General features: G+C 69.5%; 19 protein-coding genes. 11 read left to right on the top strand and 8 right to left on the bottom strand.

Annotated features, from left to right (window positions below):
* Positions 1-80: 80 nt before the first annotated feature.
* From J8J14_RS19470 to J8J14_RS19460, 3 genes are all read right to left on the bottom strand, one after another.
* A complete protein-coding gene (locus tag J8J14_RS19470; RefSeq protein ID WP_209381221.1) occupies positions 81-1,247 on the bottom strand; it encodes an MFS transporter in 1,167 nt (388 codons plus the stop codon).
* 362 nt (positions 1,248-1,609) lie between these two features.
* Positions 1,610-2,587, bottom strand: a complete 978-nt coding sequence (locus tag J8J14_RS19465) for a Bug family tripartite tricarboxylate transporter substrate binding protein (RefSeq protein WP_209381220.1) — start codon at positions 2,585-2,587, stop codon at positions 1,610-1,612.
* An 85-nt stretch (positions 2,588-2,672) separates the two neighbouring features.
* Positions 2,673-4,334: a thiamine pyrophosphate-binding protein gene (locus J8J14_RS19460; RefSeq protein ID WP_209381219.1), complete on the bottom strand. Its 1,662-nt coding sequence runs from the start codon at positions 4,332-4,334 to the stop codon at positions 2,673-2,675.
* Between the two features lie 61 nt (positions 4,335-4,395).
* Between J8J14_RS19460 and J8J14_RS19455 the strand changes: the two genes are divergently transcribed.
* The gene (locus J8J14_RS19455; RefSeq protein ID WP_209381218.1) at positions 4,396-5,355 is read left to right on the top strand and encodes a LysR family transcriptional regulator; all 960 of its coding nucleotides are present in this window, start codon (positions 4,396-4,398) and stop codon (positions 5,353-5,355) included.
* 36 nt (positions 5,356-5,391) lie between these two features.
* Here the strand turns inward: J8J14_RS19455 and J8J14_RS19450 are convergent, their stop codons facing one another.
* Both J8J14_RS19450 and J8J14_RS19445 read right to left on the bottom strand, forming a co-directional pair.
* Positions 5,392-6,414 carry an LLM class flavin-dependent oxidoreductase gene (locus J8J14_RS19450; RefSeq protein ID WP_209381217.1) on the bottom strand — a complete coding sequence of 341 codons (1,023 nt, stop codon included), beginning with the start codon at positions 6,412-6,414 and terminating at the stop codon, positions 5,392-5,394.
* 214 nt (positions 6,415-6,628) lie between these two features.
* Positions 6,629-7,555: a LysR family transcriptional regulator gene (locus J8J14_RS19445; protein ID WP_209381216.1), complete on the bottom strand. Its 927-nt coding sequence runs from the start codon at positions 7,553-7,555 to the stop codon at positions 6,629-6,631.
* A 72-nt stretch (positions 7,556-7,627) separates the two neighbouring features.
* Between J8J14_RS19445 and J8J14_RS19440 the strand changes: the two genes are divergently transcribed.
* The 4 genes from J8J14_RS19440 to J8J14_RS19425 all read left to right on the top strand — a co-directional run bounded on the left by J8J14_RS19440 (position 7,628) and on the right by J8J14_RS19425 (position 10,315).
* Positions 7,628-8,248 (top strand): thiamine pyrophosphate-binding protein, encoded by a 621-nt coding sequence (locus J8J14_RS19440; protein WP_209381215.1) that lies wholly within the window; start codon positions 7,628-7,630, stop codon positions 8,246-8,248.
* On the top strand, positions 8,245-8,835 hold the full coding sequence (locus tag J8J14_RS19435; protein WP_209381214.1) for a thiamine pyrophosphate-dependent enzyme: 591 nt from the start codon (positions 8,245-8,247) through the stop codon (positions 8,833-8,835). The genes J8J14_RS19440 and J8J14_RS19435 overlap by 4 nt, the downstream gene beginning before the upstream one ends.
* Before the next feature lie 56 nt (positions 8,836-8,891).
* Complete coding sequence (locus tag J8J14_RS19430) at positions 8,892-9,863, top strand: Bug family tripartite tricarboxylate transporter substrate binding protein (RefSeq protein ID WP_209381213.1); 972 nt, start codon at positions 8,892-8,894, stop codon at positions 9,861-9,863.
* A gap of 80 nt (positions 9,864-9,943) precedes the next feature.
* The gene (locus tag J8J14_RS19425; RefSeq protein WP_209381212.1) at positions 9,944-10,315 is read left to right on the top strand and encodes a cupin domain-containing protein; all 372 of its coding nucleotides are present in this window, start codon (positions 9,944-9,946) and stop codon (positions 10,313-10,315) included.
* 52 nt (positions 10,316-10,367) lie between these two features.
* Here J8J14_RS19425 and J8J14_RS19420 read toward each other — a convergent pair whose 3' ends face one another.
* A complete protein-coding gene (locus J8J14_RS19420; RefSeq protein ID WP_209381211.1) occupies positions 10,368-11,033 on the bottom strand; it encodes an MBL fold metallo-hydrolase in 666 nt (221 codons plus the stop codon).
* Positions 11,034-11,169: 136 nt separating this feature from the next.
* On the opposite strand from J8J14_RS19420, the gene J8J14_RS19415 reads away from it, so the two are divergent.
* The 4 genes from J8J14_RS19415 to J8J14_RS19400 all read left to right on the top strand — a co-directional run bounded on the left by J8J14_RS19415 (position 11,170) and on the right by J8J14_RS19400 (position 15,396).
* Positions 11,170-11,415 carry a hypothetical protein gene (locus J8J14_RS19415; RefSeq protein WP_209381210.1) on the top strand — a complete coding sequence of 82 codons (246 nt, stop codon included), beginning with the start codon at positions 11,170-11,172 and terminating at the stop codon, positions 11,413-11,415.
* A gap of 228 nt (positions 11,416-11,643) precedes the next feature.
* Positions 11,644-12,528, top strand: a complete 885-nt coding sequence (gene yghU / locus J8J14_RS19410) for a glutathione-dependent disulfide-bond oxidoreductase (RefSeq protein WP_209381209.1) — start codon at positions 11,644-11,646, stop codon at positions 12,526-12,528.
* Positions 12,529-12,713: 185 nt separating this feature from the next.
* The gene (locus tag J8J14_RS19405) at positions 12,714-13,937 is read left to right on the top strand and encodes a hypothetical protein (protein ID WP_209381208.1); all 1,224 of its coding nucleotides are present in this window, start codon (positions 12,714-12,716) and stop codon (positions 13,935-13,937) included.
* Positions 13,938-14,370: 433 nt separating this feature from the next.
* Positions 14,371-15,396: a lipid kinase gene (locus J8J14_RS19400; RefSeq protein ID WP_245215981.1), complete on the top strand. Its 1,026-nt coding sequence runs from the start codon at positions 14,371-14,373 to the stop codon at positions 15,394-15,396.
* Positions 15,397-15,445: 49 nt separating this feature from the next.
* On the opposite strand, the gene J8J14_RS19395 is transcribed toward J8J14_RS19400, so the two are convergent.
* Positions 15,446-16,564, bottom strand: coding sequence for a YihY/virulence factor BrkB family protein (locus tag J8J14_RS19395; RefSeq protein ID WP_209381207.1), 1,119 nt, complete (start codon positions 16,562-16,564; stop codon positions 15,446-15,448).
* A gap of 280 nt (positions 16,565-16,844) precedes the next feature.
* On the opposite strand from J8J14_RS19395, the gene J8J14_RS19390 reads away from it, so the two are divergent.
* Positions 16,845-19,181 (top strand): FdhF/YdeP family oxidoreductase, encoded by a 2,337-nt coding sequence (locus tag J8J14_RS19390; protein ID WP_209381206.1) that lies wholly within the window; start codon positions 16,845-16,847, stop codon positions 19,179-19,181.
* Between the two features lie 173 nt (positions 19,182-19,354).
* Here the strand turns inward: J8J14_RS19390 and J8J14_RS19385 are convergent, their stop codons facing one another.
* Entirely contained in the window at positions 19,355-19,804 is a 450-nt protein-coding gene (locus J8J14_RS19385; RefSeq protein ID WP_209381205.1) for an MgtC/SapB family protein, read from the bottom strand.
* Positions 19,805-20,033: 229 nt separating this feature from the next.
* On the opposite strand from J8J14_RS19385, the gene J8J14_RS19380 reads away from it, so the two are divergent.
* Complete coding sequence (locus J8J14_RS19380) at positions 20,034-20,342, top strand: hypothetical protein (protein ID WP_209381204.1); 309 nt, start codon at positions 20,034-20,036, stop codon at positions 20,340-20,342.
* Positions 20,343-20,509 lie beyond the last annotated feature (167 nt).

Below are 20,509 nucleotides of genomic sequence, written 5' to 3'. Positions count from 1 at the left end.
CTTCCGGCCCGCCTAAACGCCGTGCCCGCGCGGCTCCTGGTTCCTGAGCCGCGGCGGGCGCATCGCGTGTTCGGGCTCCCCTATCGTTCTGCCTCGCCCTTCGCCGGAATGGCAGCGGCCCTGCCGATGCGGGGCCTCCGCTGGTCGAACAAGGCCAGGCCCACGGTCAGCATCATGAAGATGGCCGCGGCGCCGAATACCCAGCGCGGGGCGCCGTGATCGAGGATCCAGCCGTACAGAAGGGGCCCAAGGGCGCCCCCGATGTTGAAACCGGTGGAGACGATCCCGAAGGCACGGCCCGAGGCACCGGGCGGCGCGGCGGCCTGCACCATCATGTCGCGTGACGGCGCGATCACGCCGGAGAGAAAGCCGGCCATGCCCATCGCCAGCACCAGGGGGACGGGCGCCAGGTCCACCAGGGCGATCAGCAATGCCAGCGCGGCGGTCAGCGCGAAGGCGGTTGCGGCCACGTCGCCATGGCGGCGCGTCCGGTCCGCCACGAGGCCGCCGGCCAGCACCCCGATGGCACTGAGCAGCAGGAAGGCCGTCAGCGCGGCATTGGCCAGTGTCAGGGTTGCGCCATAGCCGCTGACCAGCGCCGCCACGGCGAAGTTCTGGATACCCCCGTTGGAGAAGCTGAGAAGTACGAAGAAGACGGTGAGCGACAGGATGGCGGGGGTGAACACCGAGCCGCTGCTCCGCACAGCTTCGTTCCGCTGCTCCGGGCCAGTGGCGGGGGCGGCAGCCGGGCGTTCAGGGGCACTGACCATGAGCATGAAAAAGGCGAGCAGCACTCCGGCCAGCCCAACCACGCCAAGCGCGAGGCCGGGTCCCGCCAGGGCAGCCAGGCCGAACATGGTTGCGGGAGCGATGGCTGTGCCGAGATAGCCGGAGAAGGTGTGGAGGGAGAAAGCCCGGCCCATGCGGGTCTTGGCGATGCCTGAGGAGAGCAGGGCGTAGTTCGCGGGGTGGTAGACGCTATTCGCCAGCCCTGCCAGCGCCGCGGCCACGAGCAGCCAGGCATAGGTCCCGATCACGCCGAGGGACAGGAAGGCCAGCCCCCCAAGGGCCAGCCCCGCCCCGAGGATGCGGCGCGGCCCCACCCGGTCGGCGAGAAAGCCCACCGGGGCCTGCGCGACGGCGGAGACGACGTTGAACACCGTCAGCGCCAGGCCAAGCTCGACAAACCCGACCCCCAGGCTGTCGCGCAGGAAGGGGAACAGCGGTGGCAGGGCGAGAATATGCACATGGCTGATCAGGTGGGCCGCGGAAATCAGCAGGAGCAGCCTGACTTCCGAGGGCGCCCAACGCTTGCCTTCTCCCCCGAGGGAGGGCCGGGCGGCTGCCTCCGCCGATGGCGCATGCGACGACAATGGCTGTTTCCTCGTTCACTCAGCCGACCTGTGCCGGCCTGGCGCGGAGCTTAGCCTGTCCTGGCGGGATCCGCCCTCCACCCACGGGCCGGATTCTGCGCTTTCCGCGTTGGCCGGTTGCCGGGCCTGTGGCGGGCGGGCCCACCCGGGGCCGGCCCTCCGTACCGGCACCGCCGCGGATCAGTGCAGCCGGTGCAAGGCCCGCGATGCGGCCCCTGATGGGGGTTCCTTGTCGATCACTCGATCCGCAGGCCGGCTTCCCGAACGAGGCGCCCCAGTGTTTCCACCTCCTGCCGCGCCAACCTTTCCATCTCCTCCACGGTCAAGGGACGCAGCTGCGCGCCGGCGGAGGTGGCAATCTCCTGGACCTTCGGCTGGGCCGCCGCGCGGCGGAGCGCCTCGTTCAGCTTGAGGACGATGGGCTGCGGCGTCCCAGCGGGCGCGAAGACGGCGAACCAGGCGTCCACGACATAGCCGGGCAGCCCGGCCTCGGCGGATGTGGGCACTTCGGGCAGGGCCGCCAGCCTCGTCTCGCCCGCAACCGCCAGGGCTTTGACCTGCCCGCCCCTGTAGAGGGCCATGGCGGAGGACGGGGTGGTGATGAGGAGATCGACCCGCCCACCGGCGACATCCTGCAGGGCAGGGGCCGCGCCACGATAGGGCACATGGAGCATGGGCACGCCGACAAGCTTCGCGAGCTGGATGCCGGCGAAGTTCTGAACCGATCCCGTGCCGGCGGACGCGTAGGTGATGCGCCCGGGATTGGCGCGAATATGCGCCACCAGCTCCGCAAGGTTCCGCGCAGGCAGGGTTGGGCTCGCGAAGACCACATGTGGCGAGACGGTCGCCATGCCGACGGCCGTCAGGTCTCGGTTCGGGTCCCAGCCGATATCCGGCGTCAGCGCGGGATTGGCTCCGTGATAGCCGGAATATTGCAGGAGCAAGGTGTAGCCATCCGGCTTCGCCCGCGCGACAGCGAGGATACCGACATTCCCGTTGCCGCCGGAGCGGTTCTCGACGATGACCTGCTGGCCGAGCAACTGGCCCAGCGGCTCCTGGAAAAGCCGGGCGGCGAAATCCGTGCCGCCGCCCGGCGGGTTCGGGGCGATGATGGTGACGGGGCGTGTGGGCCAGTCCGTCTCGGTCGCCCGGGCCTGGCCCGCGGCAATCGCCGCGATGCCGGTCATCAGGTGCCGGCGTGTCATGCCGTTCATGGCGTCTCTCCCTTTTTCTGCTTCTTGTTCTGTTTGTCAGTCAGTCACGCGTTAGTCCGGTGGCGGCTGGTGGCCCGGCCGCCGGTCACGGGGAACCGGCCGCCTCCGGCAGGTTGCGCCTCGCCGCAGCCGGGAGAACGGCCTGGAGTGAGGTCCGGACCACCGCCACCATCGGACCGGGCGCGCGCAGCGCGGTTGCCAGGGCGGGCAGGTCTCCCTCGTCCCGCACATGCAGCACGGGAACCCCGAAGGACGCGGCCCATGCCCCGAGATCGGGATTCGCCAGGGAGGTGCCGGAAACGCGCCCCGGATGGCTTCTCTCCTGGTGGATCCGGATCGAGGCGTAGCTGCCATTGTCCGAGATGAGCATCTTCATCGCAGCCCCGCGCGCCACGGCCACGGCCATTTCCTGCCCTGTCATCAGCACACCGCCATCCCCCACGGCGCAGATCACCGTCCGGTCGAGATGTCGCAGCGCCGCCGCGACGGCCGCGGGCACGCCAAAGCCCATCGCGCCCGAGATGGGCGCGAGAAGCCGCTGGGGCGGCATCCAGGCCAGCTTGCGGTAGAAGGGGGCGGCGAAGGTGCCGGCGTCGAGCGTCACGATCGCATCGGCCGGGGCGCATTCGCCCACGATCTGTGCGATGCGGGAGAAGGGAAGGCCATCCGGGCAGGATGCCGCGGCGATGCGGCTGTCCGCGTCCTGCAGGGCACGGAGCCGCTCCAGCCAGGCCGTGCGCGTGGCCGGGAAGGAGGGCACCTGGCCGGCCATCGCTTCCAGCACGCCGCTGGCCGCGCCCGCCACCGCCATTTCGGCCGGGAAGTGCCATCCCAGGAAGCGCGGATCGGCGCAGACATGCACAAGGCGCTGTCCGGGAACCGGCCAGCTATAGCCCTGGGTGGTGATGTCGGTCAGGCGCGAGCCCAGCGCCAGGAGCAGATCCGCTTCGGCGAAGGCCTGGCGCTGCTCATCCGGGTTCCGGAGCCCGAGATCGCCGGCATAGAGCGGGTGCCGGTTCGGAAAGAGGTCCTGGCGGCGGAAGGAAACGGCGACGGGCAGCTGCCACCTCTCCGCGAAGGCCAGCAGGGCTTCCCTCCCGCCGGCAACATCGAGTCCGTGCCCGGCGAGCAGGATGGGGCGCTCCGACCGCCGCAGCAGGTCGGCCAGCCGCTCCGCCTCCGCCGGGGGGAGCGCGGCTGCCGCCGGATTCGTGGCGGGCAGCGCCGGGGCGGGGCAGGGGGCCGCGAGGACATCCTCGGGCAGGGACAGGACCACGGGGCCGGGCACGCCCTGCGTGGCCATGCTCCAGGCGCGGGCGACAAGCTCCGGCACCTGGTCGGCATGGCTCGCCTCGCCGACCCATTTGGCGATGCTGCCGAACATGGCGCCGTAGTCGATCTCCTGGAAGGCGCGGCGGCGAAGGTCCCGCTGCTCAACCTGGCCGATGATGAGGATGAGCGGCACCGCATCCTGCTCGGCGGTGTGCAGGGCGATCGCGGCGTTGCAGGCACCGGGCCCGCGGGAAACGAGCACCACGCCCGGGCGACCCGTGAGCCGCGCATCCGCCACGGCCATGAAGCCGGCGCCGCCCTCGTGGCGACAGGTCACCAGGTCCAGGGCGGGATGCCCGTGCAGCGCGTCCAGCAGGGCGATGTAGGACTCCCCGGGTACGCAGAAGGCGCGGTCGACGCCGCGGGCGACCAGCATGTCGACGAGAACGGTGGCGGCGGTTCTGGCTTGTTCCATGGAACAGGCTTACCGCCGCAGGCGATGCGGCGGATGCGATTATCAGCTATAGCGACAGGCTATGGATCAGACCCGGCTCCGGTCCCTCCTCGCCATTGCCGAGCACGGCACCTTCAGCCGCGCCGCATCGGCGCTCGGCCTCGCGCAGCCAAGCCTGTCGCGCCAGATCGCGCTGCTGGAGGAGGAGCTTGGCCGCACGCTGCTCTACCGGCACGGGCGCGGTGCGCGGCTGACGGCGGACGGGCAGAAGCTCATCGAGGCAGCGCGCCCGCTTCTCGCGGCGCTCGCCAGCCTGCCCTCCCTGCTGGATGACGATGTTCCGCGCGGGCGGGTCGTGCTGGGCGTGCCGACCTTCATGTCCGTGCACCTGGCCGAATCCATCTTCGGACCTCTGCGCCGCACCTACCCGCATCTGCAGATCCGACTCGTTGACGGCTTCAGCGGCTTCGTGAACCAGTGGCTCACGGAGGGGCGGCTGGATCTGGCGATCCTTTATGACAGCCGTCGCAGCCGCACGATCTCGGCCGAATTGCTGGCGGAGGAGGAGTTGCTGCTCTTTGCCCGCAGCCGCCATGCACGCGCCGTCCCGGCGCATGGTCCCGTGCCGGCATCCCGGCTGGGAGGGCTCGACCTGATCCTGCCGGATCGGCAGCACGGGCTACGCCGGGCGTTGCACGCCGCCGGCGTCCGGCCCGATCCCGCGCGGCTCCTGGAGGTGGACAGCCTCACGGCGATCCGCACCCTGGTCGAGCGTGGAATTGGCTGGAGCGTGCTTCCACGCGCGGGCCTGACCCGTGAGTTGAAGGATCGCCGCTATGTGCTGCGGCCGATCGGAGACCCGCCGCTCCGGGCCAGGCTGGTGGTCGCGCTGAGCCCGATGCGGCCGGTCACGCCGGCGTTGCGCGCCGTGCTGGCGCATCTCCACGCGACCGTCGCATCGCTCCAGGGCCAGGCCATCATGAGCCAGCCCTCCGGCTCGCAGGTCGCCGCCCGGCCGGGCGGCTCGCCTCCGCTGTCCTAGCCCGGCAAGCGCTGCCGGACCGAAATCCGCGCCTGGTCACCGCCAGCCCAGCGCCGGGGCGACATGCTGAAGGACGCCCCCGATGACATGGGCGCAGTAATCCACGCCAAGCTGATTCGGAATGGTCAGCAGCAGCGTGTCAGCCGCGGCGATCGCCTCGTCGGCGCGGAGCTGCCCGACCAGGGCATCGGGTTCGGCGGCGTAGCTGCGGCCGAAGATGGCGCGGGTCTTCTCGTCCAGGTAGCCGACCTGGTCCTGCTCCTTGCGGCCCCGTCCGAAATAGGCACGGTCGCGATCATCCAGCAGCGGGAAGATGCTGCGGCTGACCGAGACACGCGGCGCGCGCGCATGGCCGGCTGCCTGCCAGGCCGCGTGATAGGCGCGTATCTGCCTGGCCTGCTGGATATGGAAGGGCTCGCCGGTCTCGTCGTCCTTGAGCGTGGAGCTCTGAAGGTTCATGCCCTGCTGGGCCGCCCAGACCGCGGTGGCGTCGGAGCCCGAGCCCCACCAGATGCGCTCCCTCAGGCCCTCGGAATGGGGTTCCAGGCGCAGCAGGCCGGGCGGGTTGGGGAACATCGGGTGCGGGTTCGGCTGGGCGAAGCCCTGGCCCCGCAGCACATCCAGGAACACCTGCGCGTGGCGGCGGCCCATATCCGCGTCCGTCTCGCCCTCGGCGGGGGCATGGCCGAAATGGCGCCAGCCATCGACCACCTGCTCGGGCGATCCACGGCTGAGGCCGAGCTGAAGACGGCCGCCGCTGATGAGATCCGCGGCGCCGGCTTCCTCCGCCATGTAGAGGGGGTTCTCATAGCGCATGTCGATCACGGCGGTGCCGAGCTCGATCCGGCTGGTCCTCGCGCCCATGGCGGCGAGGAGGGGGAAGGGCGAGGCAAGCTGGCGCGCGAAGTGATGGACGCGGACATAGGCGCCATCCGCACCTAACTCCTCCGCCGCGACGGCAAGCTCGATGGATTGCAGCAGGGCGTCGGCGGCCGAGCGGGTGCCCGAGCCCGGCGAGGGCGTCCAGTGGCCGAAGGAGAGAAAGCCGATCTTCTTCACGTTGTGGTTTCCGGTTTGGCGGGATGCGGCCCGCCCTGCGCTGGGGGCAGCGCCGCGATCAACGGCGCGCCTGGGTTGCGCAAAGGATGGTCCCTGCGCCGCATCCACCCAAATCACTGGCGCCGATGACGGTCATGCTGGCAGGCCGGTTGCGCCGCGGCTGGCCATGGCAGGCCGGGCCAGAAAGCGGCGCCTTTCCCATGGCCATGCGGGTTCAGCCAGGCAGGGCGGCCCCCGGCCATCCGCCTCGCAGGACGAGGTTCCGGGCCTCGTCCCGCAGCAGGGCCATCACCGCCTGGGCGGCCCGGCTGTCGCCCCGGTCCGGCGGGCGGGCCAGGAGGATCTCCCGGCATGGGGTCGGGTCCCGGAGTGGGGCCATGCTGAAGCGGTGTCCCATCTCGTCCGGGGCGATGGAGGAGGGCGGAAGCACGGTATAGCCCAGGCCCGTGGCCACGATGTCCTTCAGGACACGAAAGGAATCCGCCTCGAACCGGATGCGGAGACTGACGGCCGCCTCGGCCGCGGCGCTCTCGATCAGGTGGCGCAGGCCATGGGGGCGGCTGGGCAGCACCATCTCCAGCGAGGCGAGGTCCCGCATCGCGACAGAAGCGCCGCCATCCAGCGCACCGGCGGGGCCGATGAGCGCAAGGTCGTCATGAAGAAGTGTCTCCACGGGCAGGTTCAGGCCCCCCGCCGGACCATACAGCAGGGTCGCATCCAGCTCCCCGCGCCGGAGCCATTCGACGAGGTGTCCGGCATAGCCTTCGACGACCCGCAGCGACACCTCCGGCAGCTCGGCGGCCACGCGGCGGACGATGCGCCCTGAAAGAACATGGCTGGTGGTGGGCATGAGGCCGAGCGCGACATGGCCGGCCACCTTGCCCAGCAGGCCGCGCACCTCCTCGAGGGATCGCTCGATCTGGCGGAGGGGACCGGCAACGCGGTCCAGCAGGGCCTGGCCGGCATCGGTGAGGCGCATCCCGCGGCCATGGCGGGTGAACAGGGGAGCGCCGACCTGCTCCTCCAGCATGCGGATATGGCGGGACAGGGCCGGCTGGACCAGGCGGAGCCGGTCCGAGGCACGGCTGAGCGAGCCCGTTTCGGCGACCTCGATGAAGCTGCGGAGCTGGCGGATATCCATGCGGCGCCCCCGTAGGCTTCAGGATTCGTGATATCTCGTATCAGCAGACGATCTCTTCCCGAAGCCCTGTGGATGGCTGACCCTCCCTTGCAGGGCGCGCAGGCGACGCGCCGGCGGGAGGATGCCTTGGACGGACCGAGGGGGCTGGGCGCGGAAGCCAGGGAGGCAGCAGGGGAATCCGGGGCGGACTGGCCTGACCGGATCTTCGACGTGCTGATGGAGCAAGAGGTCCGGCAGGTGGCCTATGTTCCGGATGGCGGGCATGCACGGCTGATCCGCCGGCTGCATGCGGAGCCCTCCGTGAGGGCGGTGCCACTGACCACCGAGGAAGAAGGCGTGGCGCTGCTGGCGGGTGCCTGGCTGGGCGGTCAGCGCGGGGCGCTGCTGATGCAGTCCAGCGGCGTGGGCAACTGCGTGAACATGCTCTCGCTCGTGCGGCTATGCCGCATCCCGCTGCTGATGCTGGTGACGATGCGCGGCGAGTGGGGCGAGTTCAACCCGTGGCAGGTGCCGATGGGAAGCACGACGAAGGCGGCTCTGGAGCTGATGGACATGCGCGTGCTGCGGGCGGAGCGGCCGGAAGAGGTGGGCGAGGTGGTCTCGGCCGCGGCACGCATGGCCTATGGCGGAGGAACGCCCATGGCGGTGCTGCTGGCGCAGCGCCTGATCGGCGCGAAAGTCTTCGTGAAATGAGCGGGACGCTGGATCGGCGGGCGGCCGTCGCGGCGCTGCTGCGGGAGCGCGGGGAGGCGGTGGTGATATCCGGCCTGGGCTCGCCGACCTATGACGTGGCCGCCGCCGGGGACGACGACCTGAATTTCCCGCTTTGGGGCGCCATGGGCGGGGCCGCGGTGATGGGGCTGGGGCTGGCTCTCGCGCAGCCGGAACGGCCGGTGCTGGTGGTGACCGGAGATGGCGAGATGCTGATGGGAATGGGCAGCCTCGCCACCATAGCGGCGCAGGCGCCGGGGAACCTGGTGATCGCCGTGCTTGATAACGGCCTCTATGGCGAGACAGGCGGGCAGCGTAGCCACACGGCGATGGGAACGGATCTGGCCGCCGTGGCGCGGGGCTGCGGCATCGCGGATGTGCGGGTGATCGAGACGATGGAGGGGATCGAGGCACTGGCGCGGCGCGTGCCGGAGCCCGGCGCCACGGGGCCCTGCTTCGCGGTCCTCCGCATCGCGGGCGCGGAGCCCGAGCGTGTTCTGCCCCCGCGCGATGCGGCAGCGCTGCTGGGGCGGACGCGGAAGGCCTTGGGCTTATCGCCCGGCATCTGACAAGCTGAAACAAGCGCGAGCGCCGGACCACGGTGCCGCAAGACAGGGAGAGAGGCATGACGTCCTTCACGAGGCGTGCCGTGCTGGCTGGCATGGCGGCGGCAGCGGCGACACGGGTTCGGGCCCAGACCGGCACCTGGCCGAGCGAGACGATCCGCATCGTGGTGCCCTTCGCGCCCGGCGGGTCCACCGATGCGGCGGCGCGGCTGGCGGCGCCTGGGCTGCAGCAGCGCCTCGGGGTTCCGATCATCGTCGAGAACCGCAGCGGCGCGGCGGGCAGCATCGGCTCGGATATCGTCGCGAAGGCGAAGCCGGATGGCTACACTTGGCTGCTAACCTTTGACAGCCATGCCCTGATGCCGGTGCTGGTGCCGAACCTGCCCTTCGACCTGCAGAAGGGATTCGATCCGGTGACGCAGATCGGGCGGGCGCCCTATGTCATCGCCTGCAAGCCGGACAAGCCCTTCCGCACGATCGAGGACGCCTTCGAGGCGGCGAAGAGCCGGGGGATCTCCTTCGGATCCACCGGGAACGGCACGATCGGGCATCTCGTCATGCTCATGATGCTGCGGCGCAAGGGGGTGGAGATGACCCATCTGCCCTATCGCAGCGGCGGGCTGGCCGTGAATGACGCGGTGGCAGGGCATGTGGACATGATGATCGGAAGCGCGGCCCTGCTGGCGCCGCAGGTTTCCTCCGGCACGCTGCGGCCCCTGTTGCAGCTTGGCGCACAGCGCCTGGCCGGCCTGCCGGATACGCCGACAGCGGAGGAGGCGGGGTTCAAGGACCTGACGGCGGAGGCATGGTGGGGCGTCTTCGGACCGGCCGGCGTGCCGGAGCCGGTGCTGAAGCGGTTCCAGGCGGCGCTGATCGAGAGCTACCGCGAGCCGCGCATCGCCAAGCAGTTCACCGAGACGAACCAGGCGGAGCTGGTGCTCGGGGATGGGCCCGCGCTCGCGCGCTTCGTGGAGCGGCAGATCTCGACCTGGGGCGAGGTGGCGCGGGCCAACAACGTGAAGCCGGACTGAGCGAGAGGCGGGATGGCCCGGGCCTTCGCGCAAGCGATCACGCCCGGGCCCTCCAACCACGCGACCCATGAGGATCCAAGATGAGCCAATCGGCCGAATTCCATAATCTCGACGCGCCCGAGGACGGCATCCTGCGGGAGCTGGCGGATGGCGTGAGCACCCGCATCTTCCCCGGCGAAGGCGCCATGCTGTCCGTCGTCGTCATCGCCCCGAATGCCAGCGGCACGATGCATGCCCATCCGGAGGAACAGTGGGGCGTGCTGCTGGAGGGTTCGGCCGTCCGCATCCAGGGCGGCGAGGAGATCCCCGTCCGCAAGGGAGATTTCTGGCGGACGCCCGGCGGCGTTCCCCACACGATGCGCGCCGGGCCCGATGGGGCGCGCGTGCTCGACATCTTCGCGCCGCCGCGGGCGGAATACCGCGTGCCCGGCAAGGGCTTCGGCACGGGCTGAATGCTGGCCGGGCGATGCCTGGCCCCGCGCGATGGCCTCCCGGCCTCGCGCGTCAGCCCTTCGCGTTGAGGAACGGGTTGGACCGGCGCTCCTCGCCGAAGCTGGAGCCGGGGCCATGGCCGCAGAGGAAGCGTATTCCGTCGCCCAGCGGGAGCAGCTTGTCCTTGATCGAGGCGATCAGCGCCGCGTGATCGCCATAAGGAAAGTCGGTGCGCCCCACCGAGCCACGGAAGATCACATCCCCCACCAACGCGACGCCGAGGGCGACGGAGACGAAGGCCAGGTGGCCCGGCGTATGGCCAGGGCAGTGCAGCACGGCGAAATCCTGCCCGGCGATGCGGACCGCCTCGCCTTCGGCCAGCCAGCGGTCGGGAGTGACGTTCTCCAGCCCCTCGATGCCGAAGCGCGCGCCCTGTTCCGCAAGGCCTTCCAGGAGGAACGCGTCGCGGCGGTCGGGGCCCTCGATCGGCACGCTTTCGCCTTGCCGCGCATCCAACTCGCGCTTCAGCGCCGCGGCGCCGCCCGCATGGTCCAGATGGCCATGGGTGAGGAGGATGCGGTCCACCGTGAAGCCCGCCTCATCCAGCGCGGCGAGGATGCGGGGTACGTCCCCGCCCGGATCGATCACCGTGCCGCGCCCGGATTCCGCGTCCCAGACCAGGGTGCAGTTCTGCTGGAAGGGCGTGACCGGGATCTGGGCGGCCTGGAGCTGGGGCATGGCCCGGCCTGCCATGGTGGCGCGGAAGGGTCAACGGAGGGGCCGGGCGCGCCTCACGAAAGAGGCACCAGGAGTTCGGTGACCTTTCCGTGACGCCTGCCTATGCTCCGGACAAGAGGCAATGAGGGAGACGAGAATGGTACAGCATGTCCAGGACTATCCCACGACCGAAGGCGACTACCTGCCGCATGTCATCGCCCGATGTGTCGAGAAGGCCAATCGCCACGGCGTGCCCCACCGGTTCCGCCTGAACGGCGCCGAGGTCATCGTCCGCCCCGGCCAGGATGCCGAAGCGGTGAACGAAGAAGTGCAGCGGCAGTGGCGGATGAACTGGAAGCCTACGACCGTGGCAGGCGGCGCGGCGGGTTCCGCGGGCGCCTGAAAGGGCAGGGCGGCCGTCAAGTTCCCGGCGGCCTTTCGCCCTGGCGTCAATCTCCGCCCTATCTATGATCGCGTGACCTTGCCGGGCGCGGGCCCGAGGGACCAGGAACACATGCGAGGAGTAGGGCTGCCCATGGGCCGCTCCTCCCGGCAGGGCCGGTGGTGCCCTGCGTTCCCGGTTCACCGGCCCGGCCCCGGCGAGCGCGCGATACAGCGGAGTGCCTGACGGATGACGAGCCCGAGCGACTACACGCCGCCCAAGGTCTGGACCTGGAACAAGGCAAGCGGCGGACGCTTCGCCAACATCAACCGCCCGATTTCCGGGCCGACGCATGACAAGGAACTGCCGGTCGGCCGGCATCCTCTGCAGCTCTACTCCCTTGGCACCCCCAACGGGGTGAAGGTCACGATCATGCTGGAGGAGCTGTTGGCCCTTGGCCATCAGGGCGCGGAATACGATGCCTGGCTGATCCGGATCGGGGAGGGGGATCAGTTCGGCAGCGGCTTCACCGCCATCAACCCGAATTCCAAGATTCCGGCCCTGGTGGACCGGAGCGGGCCCGAGCCGGTGCGGGTCTTCGAATCCGGCGCGATCCTCACCTATCTTGCCGAGCGGTTCGGCGCATTCCTTCCCGCGAGCGGCGCGGCGCGTGCGGAATGCCTGTCCTGGCTCTTCTGGCAGATGGGCAGCGCGCCCTATCTTGGCGGCGGGTTCGGCCATTTCTACGCCTATGCACCCGTGAAGATCGAATACGCGATCGACCGCTTCACGATGGAGACGAAGCGCCTGCTGCACGTGCTCGACCAGCGCCTGGGTGAGAGCGAGTATGTGGCCGGCCCGGACTACACCATCGCCGACATCGCGATCTTTCCCTGGTATGGCGGCTTGGTGAAGGGCTGGCTCTACGACGCCGCGGAGTTCCTGAACGTCGCCGAGTACGGGAACGTCAGGCGCTGGGCCGATGCCGTCGGCGCGCGTCCGGCCGTGCAGCGCGGCCGCATGGTGAACCGGACCTCCGGCGAACCGTCGAGCCAGCTGCATGAGCGGCACGATGCCAGCGACTTCGAGACGAAGACGCAGGACAAGCTGGCGGCGGCGCCGGCGAGCCCCTGACGCAAAACGGGCGTGCCGCGGGAGGGGAACCGCACCTCCCGCGGCACGCCCCGCCATTCCGCGTCACTTGCGGTGCCGCGGCGGAGTGGACAGCATGGCGCGGCGCCGGCCCAGGCCTCCGCCGCGCGGGGCACGGCCGCCACGTGGGGCACCGCTTCGCGGGCCGGCAGGCGAGGTATGGCTGAATGCAAAGACAATGGCGCCGCTCCGCCCTGGCCGGGCTGGCAATGGCGCTTCTCCTCGGTGGATGCGGGAACGAGCGGCTTTCCGAGGCGCTGGGCACCATCAACAAGGAATACGGTGCCCTTCAGGACCAGGCACTGCTCATCAATATCCTGCGCCGCAGCCTGCGGCTGCCCGCGCATTTCACCACCCTCACCACGGTGCGTGGCCGGAACCGGGTGAATGCCGGGGCGAGCATGAGCCTGCCCTTCGGGGCGGAGGCGCCTTCGCGATTCGAGTTCAACCCGAATGTCTCGGTGGAGCAGGGCCCGACCTTCGAGGTGTCCACCCAGGCCAACAAGGAGTTCTACCAGGGCTATCTTGCGCCGGTGGGGGTGACGACGACCCACTTCTACCTGCGGCAGGACCAGCCGCCCGAGCTGATCCTCTCCCTGATGGTCGAGCGAATCCGGCTGCGTGAAGCCGGTGGGCAGGAGCGGCTCTATGTGAACAGCCCCGACCAGCCCGCGAGCTATGCCGAGTTCCAGGCCCTGCTGGAGCGCCTGGTGGACGAAGGGCTGACGACCGAGGAGGTTCAGCTTCAGCGCGATGTCGGGCCGGAGTTCCGGTCGGACAGCCCGGTCGGCCTGTCCCAGATCCTATCGGCCCACGAGAAAGGCCTGGTCGTCGATGACCTCACGGGCACGCCGCCGCGCGGCCAGGCCGGCCAGGGCCCACGCCGCTACCGGCTGCGCAGCCTGACGGCAAGCGCCCGCTTCTGTTTCCGCCGCCCCACCTCCGCCCTGTTCGCCCAGGGCCGCTGCCGTTCCGGGGCGGTCGAGGAGCGGCGCTACGCCGTGGGGGACCGGAGCTTCTTCGGGGCGCCGACCGGCGCGCTGGCTGTCCTGGATGGAGGAAGCCTCGGCGTCCTCGAGCTGCATCTCCGCTCGCTGGCGGAAATCATGGACTACCTGGGAGAGGCCGCGCAGATGCAGCTGGAGAAGGGCCACCCGCCCCCGGAGATCCGGACAGCAGGTGGGCGCGAGGCCTTGCTGGCTGTGAAGCGTGGGCCTGCGGGCGGGCCCGGCATCTCCGTCGTTTTCCATGGGGAGAGCTTCACCGTGCCGGCCGGGCCTGCTGGCGGGCAGTCCGGCTCGGTCTTCGCGATCATATCCCAGCTTCTCGCCCAGGCGCAGTCCGTCAGGAACATCCCCACCACCAACGCCGTGACGATCCTGGGGGACTGAGCGCTGCCTTGCATCCTTTCCCGGCGAAAGCGCCACCTCCGGCAGGCAGCAAACCCGGCGGAGCGCCCCGCGTTCCGTCACCTGGGCCAGCCTCGCCGGCGCGGCGGGTGGCTCGCGAGCCAGACCTTTCCACCGAGGCGGGAGACCCGACATGACCCTTTCCAGCGCCGCCCTCCCTGCGACCGGGTCCCTGCCTGGGCCAGGCCAGTCTCCGGTTCCGCCGATCTCGCCCGGGCCGCACATGCCTTCCACGCCCTCACCGATCTCGCCGGTGCCGGGGCCTGGCCCGGTGATGCCGCCGATCTCGCCTCCCCTGCCACCGCGGCCACCCCTTTCCTGAGCAACCGCGCGCCCGTCCGGGAGCGGGTCGCGGCGGGCGCTTCGCGTCCCGGCGCCGGCCCGCGGGACAAGCGACCATGCGGTGGCGCCGGCCATGTCCGGGAACAGCGGCGAGAAGGGAATGGCGATGGCTGGCGCTGAGCCCATTCCGCCGGGGCACGACGACAGGGGAAGCCCGCCCCGCCGTGCCCTGGTGGTGATCAACAGCAAGAGCCGGCGCGGCATGGAGGATGTCGCCTCTGCCCTGGCCAGCCTTGAGCAGGGCGGCTTCACGCTGGTCCGGGAGGATTGCAAGGATCCGGAGGGCCTTCGCGATACCATCAGGCGCCTCGCCCCTTCGATCGGACTGGTGGTGCTGGGCGGCGGCGACGGGACAATGAACGCCGCAGCCCCCGCCCTGATCGAGACGGGGCTTCCGCTCGGCATCCTGCCGCTGGGCACCGCGAACGACCTCGCCCGGACCCTCGGGCTGCCCCAGGATGCCGAGGAGGCGGCACGCGTCATCCTCGAAGGCGTGGCGCACCGCGTGGACTTGGGGGAGGTCAACGGGCACCCCTTTTTCAATGTCGCCAGCATCGGCCTGAGCGTCGAGGTCACCCGGGCCCTGACCCGGGATGTGAAGCGGCGCTGGGGAAGGCTCGGCTACGCCATCGCGACCGGCCGGGCGCTCTGGCGCATGCGCCCCTTCTCTGCCGAGATCCGGTGCGATGGGCAGTCCCGCAGGGTCCGCACGCTGCAGATCGCCGTGGGGAACGGGCTGTATTATGGCGGCGGGATCGCGATCAAGGAGGATGCGCGGATCGATGACGGCCGCCTCAACCTCTACAGCCTTGAATTCGAAAGCCTGTGGAAACTGGCCCTGGTCTATCCTGCCTTCCGCTCCGGACGGCATGGCATGTGGCGGGAGGTACGCACGGTGGAGCTGGAGGAAGCCGAAATCCGCACCCGCCGCCCGCGCCGCGTGAACACGGATGGGGAGATTACCACCTCGACCCCGGCGCGCTTCCGCATTCTCCGCCGCGCCGTGACCATCATGGTGCCGGCGCCCGCGGAGCGCGATACGGCGGCGGGGATTTCGGCGCACCTACCCGCCGCGGGCATGGGTCCGGCCCAGGGCTGAGCTGGTTGCGGCGGGCGCGTATTCCCGCGCCCGCCGCCCGGCCGGATGCTCACTCCTTTCCGGAGGCCACCGTGTCCGCCATGGCGGCACCGCGCGTCCCCATGGGCTCGTGGGGGCCCTCCGTGGTGTCGTGGCTCGTCTGGCGTTCCATCTCCGCATCCAGCTCGGCGCCCGTCAGCACCACCGCGGAGGAAATCCAGATCCAGGTCATGAAGCCGATGACCGCGCCGAGCGAGCCATAGGTTTCGTTGTAGCTGCCGAAATTGGCGACGTAGAAGGAAAAGGCCGCCGAGCCCAGAAGCCAGGCCACCGCCGCGAAGGCACCGCCCCAGCTGACCCAGCGCCACTTGGCATGGTCCCGGCTCGGCCCATAGCGGAACAGGCAGGCGAAGAGGATCGCGACAGCCACGAGCAGGAGGGGCCAGCGCAACCAGTGCAGCAGCGTCTCCATCGTTTCGCCGAGGCCGAGGAAGCCGAGCGCGATGGGGAGCACCACCACCGCACCCATGGCGAGAAGGGCGAATATGATGGCACCCACGGTAAAGGCGAGGGTGATGGCTGTGCGCTTCAGGAAGCTGCGCTGTTCCTTTTCCTCATAGACGATGTTCAGCGTGTCGAAGGCGGCCTTTGTGGCCGCGTTCGCGCTCCAGAGCGACACGGCCAGGCCCGCGGCAAGGCCAAAGCCGAGGGAAGCCTGGCCCTGGGACGCAACCCGCTGCACCTGCTCCTCGATGATTTCCATCCCGCCCCCCGGGATGACCCCGCCCAGGGCGGCGAGATGTTCGCGGATCTGGGCTGGATCGGCGAAGAGGCCGTAGAGCGAGACAAGGGCGCTGAGCGCAGGGAAAAGCGCAAGGAGGGCGAAGAAGGTGATGCCGGCCGCCTCCGTCAGAATTCGGTCTTCCGAGGCCTGCTGGGCCGTGCGGCGCAGGATGTCCCACCACCCCCGGGCGGGTATCTCTGAGGGTGCGTCGGCGTGGTGGCCCCGCCCGCGCGAGGTCTTGGGATCCTGTCCCGCGTCCTGCTGTCGCTGGCCGGGCCGGGGGCGGCGCCCTGCATGGGCCAGGTCCCTACGTTCCGCTGGCGGCTGATATCCCGCGATCAGGAGCCCGGCCGAGGCAATGAGGGCCGCGATCAGGATGCCTCGGCTTCCGTTGTTATCGCGCATGCGCGGTTTCCTTTTCGCTCTTTCCCGGGCCTTGCCCAGCCGGCGCCCCGGCCACGCGGTCCATCCCAGGACTTCAGGCAGCGCTGCAGAGGGGCAGCACCGCAGCAACGCCCTGAGCCTCCACGCGCTGCGGCGGGCCACAATTTTTCGCGCGCGGGTTGCGCGCGCGCCGATTTCAGGCACGGGCGGCGGGCGCGAAAAATCCTGAGCTATGCAGCATCCTCGGCCTCCCTACGTTACCGGACGGAGCCTGGCCGGCACCCAGGGCGGGAGCGTGCAGATGACCAATCGCGAAGACACCGTGCACTATGACAGCCCATCCGGCGGCTGGGGATCGCTGCGGGGCATGACCAGGGTCTTTGGCAAGGAGTGGGCGACGCCGCTCGCCATCGAGACCCTCATGCGGCAGAACAAGCCGGGCGGTTTCATGTGCGTCTCGTGCTCATGGGCGAAACCCGCGGACCACCACACCTTCGAATTCTGCGAGAACGGCGCCAAGGCGACCCTCTGGGACCTGACGACCCGCCGCTGCACGCCCGACTTCTTCGCTGGCCATACCGTGACCGAACTGCGGGAGTGGAAGGACTACGACCTGGAGCAGCAGGGGCGCCTGACCCACCCGCTTCGCTATGACCGCGAGACGGACCGCTACGTTCCCTGCAGCTGGGACGAGGCCTTCGATGCAATCGGACGAGAGCTGAGGGCCCTGGACCCGAAATCGGTCATTTTCTACGCCTCAGGCAAGGCCAGCCTGGAGGCATCCTATCTCTACGCGCTCTTCGCGCGCCTCTACGGGCACAACAACCTGCCCGACAGCTCCAACATGTGCCACGAGACCACATCGGTCGCCCTGAAAAAGGTGATCGGCGCGAGCGTCGGCACATGCGTCTTCGACGACCTGGCGAAGTGCGACGCGATGTTCTTCTTCGGGCAGAACACCGGCACGAACAGCCCGCGCTTCCTGCACCCGCTGCAGGATGCGGCCAAGCGCGGCGTGCCGATCGTTACCTTCAATCCCGTGCGGGAAAAGGGGCTGGAGAGCTTCCGGAACCCGCAGAGCCCGCTGGAGATGCTGGCCGGCAAGGAAACCGCGATCAGCAGCCAGTACCACCAGGTCCGGCCCGGCGGCGACATCGCGGTGGTCATGGGCATGTGCAAGCATGTCTTCGCGGCGGACGACGCCGCCAAGGCGGAAGGCCGCCGCGTGCTCGACGTGGACTTCATCCAGCACCACACCACGGGCCTCGATGCCTTCGAAGCCAAGGTCCGTGCCACGTCGTGGGACGACATCGAGCGGGAATCCGGCCTGACCCGGGAGGCGATCGAGGGTGCCGCCCAGGTCTATGTCGAGGCCGACCGGGTGATCGCCATCTATGGCATGGGCCTGACCCAGCACACCCATGGCTTCGAGAACGTGGCGATGCTGGTGAACCTGCTGCTGCTGAAGGGCAATATCGGCCGGGAGGGCACCGGGATCTCGCCAGTGCGCGGGCACTCCAACGTGCAGGGCCAGCGCACCGTCGGCATTTCGGAGAAGCCGGAGCTGGTGCCGCTCGACAAGATCGCGCAGCAGTTCGGCTTCGAGCCGCCGCGCGACAAGGGCATGAACACCGTCGAGGCATGCGGGGGCATTCTGTCCGGCGAGGTAAAGGGCTTCATCGGGCTGGGCGGCAATTTCGTCCGCGCCATTCCCGAGCGGGACATGATGGAGCACGCCTGGACGAGGATGCGTCTTACCGTGCAGGTCGCCACAAAGCTGAACCGCAGCCACCTGGTGAACGGGGAGGTCGCCTATCTGCTACCCTGCCTGAGCCGGACGGAGGAGGACATCCAGGCTTCCGGGCCGCAGGCCGTCAGCATGGAGGACACCTTCAGCTGCATCCACGGCTCCATCGCGCGGCGCCGGCCGGCCAGCGAGCAGTTGAAATCCGAGGTCGCGATCGTCGCCGGCTTGGCGCAGGCGACGCTGGAGCCGAACCCTCGCGTGAAATGGGCCGACTGGGTCGGGAACTACGCCCTGATCCGGGATCTGATCGCCGAGACCTATGCGGAGGAGTTCCACGACTTCAACGCCCGTCTCTTCACGCCCGGGGGCTTCTACCGGGGCAATTCGGCGCGCGAGCGGATCTGGAAGACGGCCGCCAGGAGGGCGGTTTTTACCGCCCCTGAGACCCTGACCTCCGTCGGCTTCGAGGATGCGCCCGGCCGTTACCGCCTGATCACCATGCGCAGCAACGACCAGTTCAACACCACCATCTACGGCTACAGCGATCGCCTCCGCGGCATCGAGGGCACGCGGGACGTGCTCCTCATCAACCCCGAGGAGATGCGCCGGGCGGAGCTGCAGGAGGGGCAGGTCGTCTCCCTCGTCGGCGATGCCGGGGATGGGGTTCACCGTGAGGTACAAGGGCTGGTCGTCACCCCCTTCGACCTGCCGGATGGTTGCCTGGGCGCCTACTATCCGGAGATGAACCCGCTGATGCCGGTGTGGCACCATGACCAGATGTCGAAGACGCCGGCCGCCAAGTCCGTGCCCGTGCGCATCAAGGCCTCGGGCGAATTCGCGAAGCGCGAGGACCGGCTGGAGCCGCCAGGCCATGCCACGAGGCCGGGCTGACGGCTGGCAGGTCACACATGGCCTGATCGGGGAGGGGAGTGCCCCGCGGCTCTCTCCTTGCTCTCTTGCGTTCCTTGTCAGCAAGGGAGGGGCAGGGGGCCGCCGGGAGATGCCGGTGGCTTTCACCCTGCTTGCATTTCCGGCCGGCGCCTTACCCCTGGAGCCATTGGCGTTCAGCTCTCCTCCTTCAGCCGGGTCAGGAAAGCCAGGGTTACCACCGTCGCCAGGGTAACCATCACCGCCACATGGTAGCTGCCCAGGGCGACTGCCGCTCCGATCAATCCGGTGGCCCACAGGCTGGCCGCCGTGGCGGTTCCGTGCACCTCTGAGTCCCCCTTCAGGATGGCGCCCCCGCCGATGAATCCGATACCGGTGATGATGCCGGTGACCACGCGGGCCATGCTTTCCGGATCGCCGGCGAAGCGCCCCTCGGTGGCTTGGATGAAGCCGCAACTCGCTGTGGCGACCAGCGGGAAGGTGCGAAGCCCGGCGCTGCGCCCCTGCCGCTCGCGGTTCCAGCCGATCGCGAAGGCAAGACCGTAGGCTATGGCAAGGTCCCTGAGCTGGGGCAGGAAGAATGCCGCCTTGTCACCCCACCAGCCCGGGTCGAGGATTTCTGCCATAAGGTTCTTCCCGTATCGTCGTGTTCCCTTCGGAAACGCGAGCGGGTCGCCGGCGCTTCTCACCAGGGCCTCTGAGCGGGGCTTCTCGCCTGGGCATCGTGCCGCGGGCGGGGAAGAAGGCTTGGTTCCTTCCAATCCTTGTGCGCTAGGCTGCTGAGGCACAGATGAGCGGGATGCATGCAAAGTCGGACCGCAGCGTCGGCAGGCGCGGGCTGAGAGGGGCAACACGTTGAGCCAGCCTGCCCCTCCGCCGCCGGACCAGGTGGTCAGCCTCAGCAGGGCGCGCGAAGACAGGTTATGGGCGGTCATCGCGGCTGTCGGGCGCAAGACGCGTGTCGCGGAAATCTACGCGAGCCGTGCGGCCGCCGATGCGGATCGCGCCTGGCGGGAGCAGCAGGTCCGGGCCTATGCCGGCTTCCTGCGCAGCTCGAGCATGCCTGTCCCGAGCTACATTGTCTCTCCGATCCGGCGCGCGGACCTACCGCGGAGCTGGCGACCCTTGCCGGCCCTTGGCTTCCTGCGGGGGCAGCTGATCTGAGTGGCAGGGGGGTGGCCGGTGGCGCCAGAAAAATGTCGTCCCACCGCGGAACCCTCTTGTCATGGGTGTCGTGCGGGTCTACATCGCCGCTCCCGCTGGTGAGGTTTGGTTCTCTCTAAGAATTCGCCGAGTGCTTCTGAGAGTTTCTGAAGTATTTGGGGTTGACG

The organism is Pararoseomonas baculiformis, assembly GCF_017813395.1.
In the GTDB taxonomy this organism is placed as follows: Bacteria; Pseudomonadota; Alphaproteobacteria; order Acetobacterales; family Acetobacteraceae; genus Roseomonas; species Roseomonas baculiformis.
The sequence above is the reverse complement of the archived record's forward strand: the minus strand, read 5'-3'. Positions and strand labels throughout refer to the sequence as shown.

Excerpts from the sequence above, each read along its gene's own strand:
- J8J14_RS19465 (WP_209381220.1), bottom strand. The coding sequence starts at position 2,587 with ATGAACGGCATGACACGCCGGCACCTGATGACCGGCATCGCGGCGATT.
- J8J14_RS19460 (WP_209381219.1), bottom strand. The coding sequence starts at position 4,334 with ATGGAACAAGCCAGAACCGCCGCCACCGTTCTCGTCGACATGCTGGTC.
- J8J14_RS19455 (WP_209381218.1), top strand. The coding sequence starts at position 4,396 with ATGGATCAGACCCGGCTCCGGTCCCTCCTCGCCATTGCCGAGCACGGC.
- J8J14_RS19445 (WP_209381216.1), bottom strand. The coding sequence starts at position 7,555 with ATGGATATCCGCCAGCTCCGCAGCTTCATCGAGGTCGCCGAAACGGGC.
- J8J14_RS19440 (WP_209381215.1), top strand. The coding sequence starts at position 7,628 with ATGGCTGACCCTCCCTTGCAGGGCGCGCAGGCGACGCGCCGGCGGGAG.
- J8J14_RS19435 (WP_209381214.1), top strand. The coding sequence starts at position 8,245 with ATGAGCGGGACGCTGGATCGGCGGGCGGCCGTCGCGGCGCTGCTGCGG.
- J8J14_RS19430 (WP_209381213.1), top strand. The coding sequence starts at position 8,892 with ATGACGTCCTTCACGAGGCGTGCCGTGCTGGCTGGCATGGCGGCGGCA.
- J8J14_RS19425 (WP_209381212.1), top strand. The coding sequence starts at position 9,944 with ATGAGCCAATCGGCCGAATTCCATAATCTCGACGCGCCCGAGGACGGC.
- J8J14_RS19420 (WP_209381211.1), bottom strand. The coding sequence starts at position 11,033 with ATGCCCCAGCTCCAGGCCGCCCAGATCCCGGTCACGCCCTTCCAGCAG.
- J8J14_RS19415 (WP_209381210.1), top strand. The coding sequence starts at position 11,170 with ATGGTACAGCATGTCCAGGACTATCCCACGACCGAAGGCGACTACCTG.
- yghU (WP_209381209.1), top strand. The coding sequence starts at position 11,644 with ATGACGAGCCCGAGCGACTACACGCCGCCCAAGGTCTGGACCTGGAAC.
- J8J14_RS19405 (WP_209381208.1), top strand. The coding sequence starts at position 12,714 with ATGCAAAGACAATGGCGCCGCTCCGCCCTGGCCGGGCTGGCAATGGCG.
- J8J14_RS19400 (WP_245215981.1), top strand. The coding sequence starts at position 14,371 with ATGTCCGGGAACAGCGGCGAGAAGGGAATGGCGATGGCTGGCGCTGAG.
- J8J14_RS19395 (WP_209381207.1), bottom strand. The coding sequence starts at position 16,564 with ATGCGCGATAACAACGGAAGCCGAGGCATCCTGATCGCGGCCCTCATT.
- J8J14_RS19390 (WP_209381206.1), top strand. The coding sequence starts at position 16,845 with ATGACCAATCGCGAAGACACCGTGCACTATGACAGCCCATCCGGCGGC.
- J8J14_RS19385 (WP_209381205.1), bottom strand. The coding sequence starts at position 19,804 with ATGGCAGAAATCCTCGACCCGGGCTGGTGGGGTGACAAGGCGGCATTC.